This is a genomic window from Pseudomonas sp. Colony2 (assembly GCF_019382755.1).
Taxonomy (GTDB): domain Bacteria; phylum Pseudomonadota; class Gammaproteobacteria; order Pseudomonadales; family Pseudomonadaceae; genus Aquipseudomonas.
Genome location: NZ_CP080030.1, coordinates 2,191,053 through 2,202,156 on the forward strand (window position 1 = coordinate 2,191,053; position 11,104 = coordinate 2,202,156).

Genomic DNA, 11,104 nt, shown 5'->3' on the forward strand with positions numbered 1-11,104 from the left:
CCGGCTGGCCCCCGGCGGCTGCCCGGTAACGCGCTTGAACGCTCGGCTGAACGCCGCCTGGGAGTTATAGCCAAGGCGCTGCGCCACGGTTTCGATCGGCAGCCGTTCCAGCGTCAGCCACTGGCTGGCCAGGCGCATCCGCAGTTCGGTGGCGTAGCGCAGCGGTGGCGTGCCGATGGTGGTTTGAAAGTGCTGGGCGAACACCGAGCGTGAGGTATGACATTGCGCTGCCAGCTCCTCCACCGTCCAATCGCGCCCGGGTTGCTGATGCAACGCCAGCAGGGCCTTGGCGAGGCGTGGGTCGCGCAACGCCGCCACCAGGCCGGACGCATTCCCGCACGCACATTCAACCCAACCCCGAACAACCATGGCCGCCACCACGTCCGCCAGGCGCGCCAGTATGCCGGCGAAGCCGATGCGGGCGCTGCTGACTTCACGCTCCATGGCCGCCAGGATCGGCATCAACCCCGGATAACGTTGGCCCTTGGCGTCGATCAGCATCAGGTCCGGCATCAGGCGGCCAAGGCCGTGCAAACTCCCCAGTTCAAACTCCATGCAGCCGCTGAAGAGCAGGGTGCTTTGAGCCACGCCTGCATCGGCGCGGGCATCCACGGCACACACCGCATCGCCGAGGACTGCGGCGTTGAAGCTGTCGATGTCCTGCACCGGCACCTCCGGGCTGGAGAGCAACTGATGGGCGCCCCCGTGGGAGATGAACACGGCGTTGCCCGGCGTCAGTTCGTACTGCGTGCCGTCCTCGGTACGCAGGGTGACGCCGCCGGCGGCGACAAGGTGGAAGTACGCATGCCCGGGTTTGGCCGCAAAGCCCAGGCCAAACGCCGGCCCGGCCTGGATACGGCGGTACTCGACGCCCCGCAGGCGCATGCCGCGCAGCAGCTCGTTGATGAGGTCAGAGGACACGTCGAACGGTTCTGTGGGCATCATTTTCGGGGTTTCGGTAAAGAATTCAAGATTTTGCATCATAGATCATCCTGTCCTGCGTACCTAGACTGGCGGTCGCGATAACTTTTGGAGGGTGACCGTGATGAGCAGTTGTGTGTGTGACGCCGTAACCGGTGCAGATGTAGCGCCCGCGACACCGGCCTGGATGGCGGTATTTTCGTTGGCGATGGGCGTGTTCGGATTACTCACGGCGGAGTACCTGCCGGCCAGTTTGTTGACGCCGATGGCGGCCGAACTCGGCGTCTCGGAAGCCTTGGCAGGGCAGGCGGTGACAGTCACGGCGGTGGTGGCGTTGTTCGCCGGTTTGCTGGTACCGGGCCTGACCCGCGGGATCGACCGGCGCGTGGTGCTGTTGTGCTTCAGCGCACTGATGATCTGCTCCAACCTGCTGGTGGCGGTCTCGTCGAGCCTCACGGTGTTGCTGCTGATGCGCGTCCTGCTGGGCATCGCCCTGGGTGGCTTCTGGAGCATGGCGGCGGCGGTGGCGATGCGGCTTGTACCGGCGGCACTGCTGCCGCGTGCCTTGTCGATCATCTTCAGCGGCATCGCGGTGGGCACTGTCGTGGCGGTGCCGCTGGGCAGCTTTTTGGGTGGGCTGTACGGCTGGCGCAGCGCGTTTCTCGCCGCCGCCGCAGTGGGCGGCGTGACCCTGGTGTTCCAGCTGTTCACCCTGCCGCCGCTCGCACCCCGCAGGACCGCCCGCTTGAGGACGGTGCTGGAAGTGCTGTTGCGTCCGGGCATTGCCGTGGGCATGTTGGGGTGCGTGCTGGTGCACACCGGGCACTTTGCGCTGTTCACCTATATCCGGCCATTCCTGGAAAGCACCACAGGCGTCGATGCCGAGGGGCTGGCGTTGATGTTGCTGGGATTTGGCGTTGCGAACTTTGCCGGCACGCTGCTGGCCGGCTGGCTGCTGGTGCGTCTGCCGCGTGGAACATTGGTGCTGATGCCCGCGCTGGTGGGCGTTGCGGCGCTCGCCCTGGCGCTGTTGCCGGCAACCGTGACCGGCCAGGTGTGGTTGTTGATGCTGTGGGGCCTGGCGTTTGGCGGGGTGCCGGTGGCCTGGTCGAACTGGGTGGCGCGGGCAGTGCCTGACCAGGCTGAAAGCGCCGGGGGCATGGTGGTGGCTTCAGTGCAGTCGGCGATTGCCGCCGGGGCGGCGGCAGGCGGCGCGATGTTTAGTTTCAGTGGTATCGGCGGGGTCTTTGTCGCGGCAGGTATCTTGATGCTGTTGGCGGCACTGTTGATTGCGCTGAAGGTGAAGGTTGAAGCGCCTCCACAAGGTGCAGAGGCGGGGCCGGCGTTTCATCTCTGAAACCGTGTTAGAGGCAGGGGGCGAGAATAAACGCATGCGCTTCGCCCCCTTTCAGTTCGCTTGATCAATCCTGCTGGTTTTGGGCTCAGTTCCGACTCCGAGCAATCGTAGCTGAACGACCGCCTGCTGATCATTGACCTGCAGCGACCCTCGTATCTCTCTTTACTTCAGTAGCTGCGCAAAATAACCTCTGCCTCGCAGGCACCGTCCTGCTCCTTCAGGTTTGGCAAGGCGCTTCACACTCACCAGCACCGCCTGGCAGGTGTCATGGTGCTTGCACGTTGAGGTTCTGCGATGAGCGCAGTCGTTGATCATGGCGTCCGTTTCGGACGAATTGCAGTAACGCTTCCCGTAAAGGACATGGGCAGGGCCCATGATTTTTACACCAGGGTCCTGGGGTTTACGAAAGCCTTCGAAAATGGAAACCCGATCGGCTTCATGATTCTGCAGCGCGACCAGGGCGAGCTGCATTTGACCTTGCAACCCAACCACCCAGCCGCCGCGTTCACGATTGCCCACCTGATGGTGGACGATGTCGACAGGCTGCACGCCGCTTGCGTGCAGCATGGGGCGAGGATCATCAAGCGCCTCAAGGATCAGGATTACGGGTTGCGGGCGTTTGTGTTCGAAGACCCGGACGGGAATCGTATTGATGTAGGTCAGCCGCTCCAACCGAGCAATCAGGGAAGATAATGTTGACGACTACCGATGTTGTTCACACGCTGCGTGCACCGTCAGAGCTTGATTACTACGACACCCGGTCAGCCCCGCTGCCTACTGAAATCACCGCGCTGGATGCCTGGAACATCATGACCGGCGAACCGGGGCCGTTGATGCAGGTGGCTTTCCGAATCAGGGATGCCATTTCCTCGTTGTTTGGTGTGAAGCGCATCGGTGGGTTCTCCGGCACCTTGCGCGAGGCTGTGCAGGTCGGCGACCGGCTGGACTTCTTCCTGGTGGAACGCTGCGCGCCCGACATGCTGGTGCTGACCGAGCGTGACCGGCACCTGGATGTGATGATCTGCCTTTCAATCGCTGACCGTGTACTCACGATCACCTCGTCGGTTGTCACCCATAACACCTATGGGCGCCTCTACATGCTGCCAGTGGGGCCAGCGCACAAACTCATTGTGAATGCTCACCTACGACGACTTGAACGAACGCTGCAAGAGACAGCCGCAACGCCCGGCGGGTAGGCACGTTCACCGCCCGCCGGGAGGTGGATCAATTGCCTTTTTCAGCCGCCAAGAAGTACGCAACCAACGCATTGGCGTGACCATGGCCCATGCCGTGTTCAGTCTTGAGCAAGGCCACAAGCTCCATATGCTTCCTGGAACTGGCGGCCTTGAGCAGATCCAGCCAGTGGCTAATGGGTTGCCCATAGTTTTTTTCGATGGAGGGGAAGTACGACGCTGGCCCTTTTGTTTTTGTGTCGTCGGTCATGATGCAAACTCCCTTTTTGCTGAGGTGATAATGCCCGGATAACGTTACCGCTCTGGACTCACCGGGTCCACCGTACGGCCCGTCCCTACAGGCCCCCGTTGGCCTCGCCAATCAGAATATCCTCGAAGAACGCCCCGACCGGTTGTGTGGGATGGCAGATCTGTATCTCCAGCACCCAGACCATCTCGCTCGGTACGATCTCGACTTCAGCCAGCTTGTCCTGCCCGAACAGGGCATGCGGGAAGTCGGCGATGCGGTGTCCGGCCAGGTTGCGCTCAAGGCGCCAGCCCTTGGAGAGGGCGCTACCCTCAGCGAAGTCGTACAGCTCGCGCCCGGTCAGCCCGCGGTGCCAGGCATCGCGGGTCTCGTCGAACACTTCATGCAGGGCCTTCGTGCAAGCGTCATGCAATGGGTGCTCGCCGAAGACGAAGGTGTCGCCATAATCGCCTTCATAGCCATCCCACACCGGGCCAAGGTCGACCACGGCGATGTCGGTGGGCCGCAGCTTGCGCAGCAGGTCGATGCCTTGGCGGGGTGTGCGGATGGTGTCTTCGCCAAAGCGGATATAGGTGGGATGCCAGGTGTGAGACGCGCCCATGGCCTGCAATGTCTCGCTGGCCATTGCGAGGGCTTGCGCCGTGGTCATGCCGACTTTCAATTGATCGGCGATGGCGGCCAGGGCCCTGACCGTTTGCTCGCGGGCCGCAAGCATGCCGTCCAGCGAGTAGCGCGGGCCGACTTTTTCCAGCACCGGGTGCCGCGTGTTGAGCGACTCCGCTGGCGTCAATGCACCGCTGGGGACGAAGGCTTCGGCGACAAAACGATGCGCCTGCGCACCCGCCGCCAGGCAGGCTTCGCGGGCCTGGTTGATCATCGTGCTATTGCCGCAGGCGTAGATTTGGCTCTCGGCCCAGTCATGGGGCTGTGTCAGCGCGACCTGCTGTACGCGTGCGTCTGCCGACAAAACCCGATGCCAGAGAAAGCGTGGATGGGCCTGGCTGGCCCGTTCGAGAAACTCGACGTCGTAGAAGTCCGCAGGTGCCGAGTTACCCCAATACAGGGTGACTTCGGCCTGGCGGGCCAGGGCCGTCAGCAACAAGGGCTTGATACCGGCATAACCGGTCCCGGTGGCGAACAGCACAACAGGGCGCTCATCGTCGTGTTGCCAGGTGCAGGCGCCCACGGGGCCTTCGAGTTTCACCGCATCGCCCACTTGCAGGCTCGGCAGGATGCGTTCGGAAAACAGGCCACCGCTGACCTGGCGAATATGAAACACCAACCGGCCTTGATCCTGCGCGGGCAGATTGGCCACGGAGAAACAGCGGCTGTCGCCATCGTCGAGGCGAAACCTGAGGTACTGGCCGGCCCGCACGTCGAGTGGCTGGGCAGTCAGCAACACCAGCTCGACGATGTCGGCGCTCAACGCGCGTTTGCTGATCACCTGTGCGCTGACTTCCAGCGCGGGCGTGTCCAGTGACCAGCCGGGGATTTCCAGGCGCATGTCGCTGCAGGCATGGCTCTGGCACAGCAACATCTCGCCAGCCGCGAGCGGATAGGAGGCGGCAGGGGTGTCGGGTGTGCGCAGCTTTTCCCGGTGCTGGCCCGACACCACCTTGACCTTGCACGATCCGCAGGCGCCGCGCCGGCAGGAAAAGGGTACGGCGAGACCGCTGGCCAGCATGGCGTCGAGCAGCAATTGATCGGCAGCTTCGAAGGATTTGCCCGAGGGCAACAATTCAACGACATGGCGGTTGTGCATAAACACCTCGGGGCAATTGAGGCTCGATTGTTGCGGTAGACTAGGACCAGGAGAACCTCCAGTTTTGGATAATTCATATGGTCCAGCTTCGCAAATGGCGCCCGTTGCTCAAACTCGATGGGGCGCAGCCGCAGGCGTCCTACAGAAAGATCGTCGAGGGCCTGGTGAGCGCGATTGTCGAGGGCCGCCTGCGCCCCGGAGCGCTGTTGCCCGGCACGCGGGAGATGGCGCAACTGCTGGACGTCAACCGCAAGACGGTGATCCTTGCCTACGAGGAGGCGGTGACCAAGGGCTGGCTGGTCAGCCTTCAACGTCGCGGTACCTTCGTCAGTTCGCAGCTGGCGACAGGCGCGGTGCCGGCCACCCGCGCACCGAAGTCGTTTGCCCCGGCATTGCGGGAGGTGCCTGCGGCGGCCTATTTCACCCCAGGCGAACAGGTGACAGCCCTGCAACACCGGCCCGGCGCGCTGTTTTTCGACAATGGCGCCTGTGACCATCGCTTGCTGCCGCAAGCCGTGCTGCACCGCTATTACCGCAATGCCTTGCGCAACAGCTTTACCACCAACACCGTGCGCCATGGCAGCGAAGGCAGCGGACAGTACCTGCGCAACGCCCTGGCCGAAATGTTGCGCCACAATCGCGGCCTGACGGTCGGCGCGCCGCAGATTTGCCTGACCCAAGGCGTGCAGATGTCGCTGTACCTGACCGCCAGCGCGCTGCTCAAACCCGGTGATGTGGTGGTGGTCGAACGCCTGAGTTACCCACCGGCCTGGGAGATTTTCCGCCAGTTGGGTGCGCAACTGGTCACCGTGGACCTCGACGACGAAGGTTGCCGGGTCGACCAACTCGCCGAGCTGTGCCGCCTGCATGACGTACGGATGATGTACGTCACCCCCCATCACCAGTTTCCTACCACCGTCAGCCTGCGTGCCGGACGTCGCCAGCAGCTCCTGGAACTGGCCCGACTGCATGACTTCTGCATCATCGAGGAAGACTATGACCACGAATACCACTTTGCCGGACGGCCTTATTTGCCCCTGGCCAGTGACAGCGCCCAGCGTCATGTGATCTACATCGGCTCGCTGTCCAAGTCCCTGGGCAGCACCTTCCGTTGCAGCTATATCGTTGCCCCGTCGAACCTCATCGAAGTGCTCGAACGTACGGCGGCGGTGAGCCTGGGCCAGGGCGATGCCGTGATGCAGCGGATGCTCGCGGACCTGATCAACGATGGCGAATTGAAGAAGCACCTGCGGCGGGTTTCCAGGGAATACCGTCGGCGCCGGGAGACCCTGCTCAGTTGTTTGCTGGAAGCTTTTGGCGAGCAGATCTCTGTGCAGGAACCCGAAGGCGGGCTGGCGTTGTGGGTAAGGTTCGCCGACTCAATCGACGTCGACCTACTGGCCGAAAAAGCGCTGGAGCTGGACCTGGTGGTGCGCAGCGGTCGCCTGTTTTCACCGTTTGATCGTCCTGAAAATGCCTTGCGCCTGGGCTTCGCCTCGCTCAATTCGGAGGAAATCCGCGTCGCTACGCAGCGCTTGGCTGAGGCTTCACGGGCGATTGGGGGCGCGGCTAAATAATTACGCCGGCTCAAAGGTGGATGTGTAAGGATATGTTACTTAGCCTTTGATACTGCCAATAACAGGAACCGACGCTGATGCTCGCTGCCTTCAGACACTACCCGTTTTCGGTCAATCTGCTGCTGTCGTCTGCGTTGTTCCTGACCCTGGGGCGCGCCATTACCCTGCCGTATATGGTGATTTATCTTTCATCCAACTTCACGTTGGGCATCAGCGAAATCGGCCTGGTGGTGGGCGGTGCAATGCTCGTCGGTTCGTTGCTGAGCCTTTACGGCGGCTACCTGACTGACAAAATCTCCAGCTACCGATTGATTCTCAGCTTCACGGGGTTTTTCACCGTCGGCTTCATTGGCATGTGCGTCACGTCGCACCTGTGGCTGTTTTTCCTGTTTCTGGTGTCGTTCAACTTCGCCTATTCAGTGATCGATATCGTGGTCAAGGCCGCGTTTGGCAAACTGCTGCCGGAAGCCGAACGCGGCAAAGTGTTTTCGGTGCGCTACACCCTGATCAACGTTGGTTACGCAGTGGGGCCGTTCATTGGCGCCGGGCTCGCGCACATGGATATGAAACTGCCGTTCCTGGTGTCGGCGATCCTGGGCATGGGCTTCTTCCTCACCTATTGGGTGTGGGGCGACAGGAGCCTCAGCTCCGCCGACCCGGCCAATGCCCCGGTGTCGTTCGTCGCGGTGGGGCGCATTCTGCTCAAGGACTATCGCCTGGTCTGCTTCACGGTGGGCGGCGCGTTGAGCGCCGTGGCGTTCGGCCAGTTCACCGGCTACATCTCGCAATACCTGGTGACCACAAGCACGCCGGAATTTACCTACCGGGTCATCAGTTCGGTGGTGGCGGTCAATGCGACCGTGGTGATCTGCCTGCAGTACATCGTGGGCAAGCGCATTACCAACGAGCATCTGAATCAATGGCTGACGGCGGGCTTCAGCCTGTTTCTGCTGGGCGTCGTCGGTTTTGCGCTGTCCACCACCGTGCTGCATTGGGCGTTGGCCGTGGCGATATTCACCGTGGGCGAAATCATCGTGTTCCCGGCCGAGTACATGTTTATCGACCGCATCGCACCGGAGCACCTGCGCGGCATGTATTACGGCGCGCAAAACCTGTCCAGCCTCGGCGGTGCGCTGGGGCCGGTGCTGTGCGGGTTTGCCCTGGCAACGCAGTCGGCGCATTTCATGTTCTATATGCTCGCGGCGTTTATCGTGGCGGGTGGGTGCTTCTATCTGATGGGGGCTTCCTATTCCAAACGCTACGACACTGGACGCGGGGAGTGAGTGCTTTACCTATCCTCCACGCCTGCCCAGGTGAGTAAGCCAAACTCAGGTGTTCATGGCGGCCCCTTCAAAAAACGCCGCGCATGATCCGGATCCGGCAACAGGCATGTGTCGTATTTCCCGAAGAGCCGATAGCGATTACGCGCGATGCGATCATAAGCCCAATCCCGAAGAAAGCGCGGGATGGCGCGCAGCACCAGCAACGGGCGCCAGCGGGCAGGCAGTTGCGCAATGATTTCAAACACCGCCTCCGAACGCTCCCAATACTGCCGGTCGCGGATCACGGCGAGGGTGTCGAACTGATCCAGCGGCAACCCGGCCCAGGCCAGTAGCGCCTGACCTTCGGGCGACTGAACGGCCGCCAAGCGCACACGCCGGTCGTGGTCATGGCGAATCAGGAACCTTGCCCAGCCGTTGCACAGCTTGCACACACCGTCGAACAGCACCACGGTTTCGCCGGGCTTGAGGAGTGGTGCGGGAGTAGGCCGGGTGTGGGAGGCGGGCATCAGCGTGGGTCCAGTCGGGCCGGGTTAGCCTGGATCATACCCGCGTTCGGCACGACTCAGCGCTGCCCGCAGCCCCGTCGATGCACTGGTGAGTGGAGCAGGGCCCGTCGTTACAAGCGAAGAGGCTTCGCTCATGGACGCTTGCGCCAGTGCCACGATAGACGCGCCATCCCCATAGGCACGGTCCGCAGCCTTGGCGATGGTCGCGAGATAACCGTGCAGGTCGCCCGCCTTGAACATCGCCCATGCCCCCGGAACCAGTTGCACCTCCACCGACGCCCCGGTGTGCTGGGCCATCTGGTAAAACAAGCGAGCAGTCGGCTCGAGTGTGGTTTCGACAGCGCACAACACCACCACCTTCCCGCCAGCTTGAACCGCCGCGAATGCCAGCGCTTCATCTGCCCGCAAAATCGGCACCGGGGTGTGAGTACCGGCAAGTTCAACCACCGGGCCCAGGGTCGAACAGGTGAGCACCACTGCATCGCAGTGCTGAGCCAGGGCAACCAGCGCCAGCTGCGTTTCCTCGGCTATGCCTGCGGTCAGCTTACCCGCGCATTCAACCGCTGCCAGAAGATCGGCCCGGACTGCATGGTGCAACACCCGTGACCCGATCCCCAGCGCTGCTGCGGCAGCGTCAAACACGGCAATGTTGCTCTCGGCGGTATGCAGGCAGGTAATACGCATCGCTCAGGTCTCCGGCACTTTTGAACACCCGCCGACTTTAACGCGACAACACCGGCGCTGCGCCTTTTTCCTCCACGCCCACCTCATGCAGCGAAATCCGCGACGTCTCCGGCAACGCCAACCCGCCCGCCAATGCCAGCACCGCCACCGCAATCAGATAAAACGCCGGCGACAGGTTGCTGCCCGTGGTACTGATCAACCACGTCGCCACCAACGGCGCCGTACCGCCAAAGATCGTGTACGCCATGTTGTAGGTAATCGCCGAAGCCGTATACCGAGTGCGTGTCGGAAAGGTCTCCGACAACAACGCCGCCGTCACCACCCCACACAGCACCGCGCCCACCGCCAGCAACATCACCCCTACCACCGATGCCGCGAACGACCCGGAACTGGCCATCAGGAACGACGGGTACACCACCACAATCAACAACACACACGCCGTCATCACCGTGACCCGACGCCCCACTCGATCCGAATACAACCCCGCCAGCGGGCAGATCGCCGCCGCGAAAATCAGCGCAATCAGCGACACCAGCAACGCCACCGCTCGACTCAAGCCACCCGCCACCTGCAGATACGTCGCGAAGTAGGTGGTGAACATATAAAACGACAACGCCGTGAGCGACACAAAAGCGCCCAGGCAACAGATCGCCGCACCATGGTTGCGCAAGGTTTCCCTGAGGGGAGAGTGCGCTACCGCGTGCTCCTGCTTCACCGCCTGGAAGGCCGGCGTCTCATCCAGCTTCCAGCGCAGGTAAAGCCCCACCAGCCCCAGCGGCGCAGCGATCAGGAACGGCAAGCGCCAGCCCCAGCTGCCCATTGCCTCGGCGGACAGCGAAGCCTCCAGGGCGTACGCCACCACGGCCGCCGCAGCGAACGCAGAAAACGTCGACACCGGCACAAAACTGCCATACCAGGCGCGCTTGTCACTGGGCGCGTGCTCCATCAGATAGGCACAGGCCCCGGCGTATTCGCCCCCGGCGGAAAAACCCTGGGCGCAGCGAATCAACGACAACAGAATCGGCGCCGCCACGCCGATGGCGGCGTAGGTGGGCAGCAGGCCGATCAGCGTGGTGGCGCCGGCCATCAGCAAAATCGTCATGGCCAGCGTGCGTTTGCGCCCGATCCGGTCGCCGAGCATGCCAAAGAAAATCCCGCCCAGGGGCCGGAAGGCGAAGGCCACCGCGAACACCGCAAAGGTCTTCAGCAACGCCGCGCTGGCGTCACCGCTGGGGAAGAATTGCTGGGCGATGGTGGTGGCGAGAAAGCCGTAGACGGCGAAGTCGAACCACTCCACGAAATTACCGATGCCGGCGGCGATGATCACTCTGCGCAGGGTTTGGGGGCTGACCTGTTCGGTGGATGGGCTCGTCATGGGGGAAGGCCTCGGCGGTGGTAGGGGGATGCTTGATTATCGGGGGCGGGGATTGGGCGGCGGGGCTCAAAAGAGTCGTCCGCGTAGTCAGTAGCGACTGGGTGGGAGTGATGCAGGCAGGATTTGGGCCAGGTAAGGCGGGGAGCTATCCAGGGAGGGGGTGGGTGATTTCTACGCAAGGACCACAACGGAAAAGGGG

General features: G+C 62.6%; 11 protein-coding genes. 5 read left to right on the plus strand and 6 right to left on the minus strand.

Annotation, left to right across the window (positions count from 1 at the left end; genetic code table 11):
- The coding region (locus JV201_RS09475; protein WP_219406800.1) for an AraC family transcriptional regulator at positions 1 to 981 on the minus strand (981 nt) is incomplete at its 3' end.
- A gap of 64 nt (positions 982 to 1,045) precedes the next feature.
- Here JV201_RS09475 and JV201_RS09480 point away from each other — a divergent pair.
- The 3 genes from JV201_RS09480 to JV201_RS09490 all read left to right on the plus strand — a co-directional run bounded on the left by JV201_RS09480 (position 1,046) and on the right by JV201_RS09490 (position 3,474).
- On the plus strand, positions 1,046 to 2,278 hold the full coding sequence (locus JV201_RS09480) for an MFS transporter (RefSeq protein ID WP_102368492.1): 1,233 nt from the start codon (positions 1,046 to 1,048) through the stop codon (positions 2,276 to 2,278).
- Positions 2,279 to 2,572: 294 nt separating this feature from the next.
- On the plus strand, positions 2,573 to 2,971 hold the full coding sequence (locus JV201_RS09485) for a glyoxalase/bleomycin resistance/extradiol dioxygenase family protein (RefSeq protein WP_087693746.1): 399 nt from the start codon (positions 2,573 to 2,575) through the stop codon (positions 2,969 to 2,971).
- On the plus strand, positions 2,971 to 3,474 hold the full coding sequence (locus tag JV201_RS09490; protein ID WP_087693745.1) for a DUF2867 domain-containing protein: 504 nt from the start codon (positions 2,971 to 2,973) through the stop codon (positions 3,472 to 3,474). The genes JV201_RS09485 and JV201_RS09490 overlap by 1 nt, the downstream gene beginning before the upstream one ends.
- A 28-nt stretch (positions 3,475 to 3,502) precedes the next feature.
- Here the strand turns inward: JV201_RS09490 and JV201_RS09495 are convergent, their stop codons facing one another.
- Both JV201_RS09495 and JV201_RS09500 read right to left on the minus strand, forming a co-directional pair.
- A complete protein-coding gene (locus tag JV201_RS09495) occupies positions 3,503 to 3,721 on the minus strand; it encodes a DUF4287 domain-containing protein (protein ID WP_003214516.1) in 219 nt (72 codons plus the stop codon).
- An 85-nt stretch (positions 3,722 to 3,806) separates the two neighbouring features.
- Positions 3,807 to 5,480 carry a M24 family metallopeptidase gene (locus tag JV201_RS09500; protein ID WP_219406801.1) on the minus strand — a complete coding sequence of 558 codons (1,674 nt, stop codon included), beginning with the start codon at positions 5,478 to 5,480 and terminating at the stop codon, positions 3,807 to 3,809.
- A gap of 77 nt (positions 5,481 to 5,557) precedes the next feature.
- Here JV201_RS09500 and JV201_RS09505 point away from each other — a divergent pair, with 77 nt between their 5' ends.
- Entirely contained in the window at positions 5,558 to 7,057 is a 1,500-nt protein-coding gene (locus JV201_RS09505; RefSeq protein ID WP_219406802.1) for a PLP-dependent aminotransferase family protein, read from the plus strand.
- Positions 7,058 to 7,134: 77 nt separating this feature from the next.
- Positions 7,135 to 8,340, plus strand: coding sequence for an MFS transporter (locus JV201_RS09510; protein ID WP_219406803.1), 1,206 nt, complete (start codon positions 7,135 to 7,137; stop codon positions 8,338 to 8,340).
- Between the two features lie 53 nt (positions 8,341 to 8,393).
- Here the strand turns inward: JV201_RS09510 and JV201_RS09515 are convergent, their stop codons facing one another.
- Genes JV201_RS09515 through JV201_RS09525 form a run of 3 tightly spaced genes read right to left on the minus strand, consistent with a single transcriptional unit; the run spans position 8,394 to position 10,905 of the window.
- A complete protein-coding gene (locus tag JV201_RS09515) occupies positions 8,394 to 8,846 on the minus strand; it encodes a thiol-disulfide oxidoreductase DCC family protein (protein ID WP_003214512.1) in 453 nt (150 codons plus the stop codon).
- Between the two features lie 24 nt (positions 8,847 to 8,870).
- Positions 8,871 to 9,530, minus strand: coding sequence for an aspartate/glutamate racemase family protein (locus tag JV201_RS09520; RefSeq protein ID WP_219406804.1), 660 nt, complete (start codon positions 9,528 to 9,530; stop codon positions 8,871 to 8,873).
- A gap of 37 nt (positions 9,531 to 9,567) precedes the next feature.
- Positions 9,568 to 10,905, minus strand: coding sequence for an MFS transporter (locus tag JV201_RS09525; protein ID WP_177009656.1), 1,338 nt, complete (start codon positions 10,903 to 10,905; stop codon positions 9,568 to 9,570).
- Between the last annotated feature and the right edge of the window lie 199 nt (positions 10,906 to 11,104).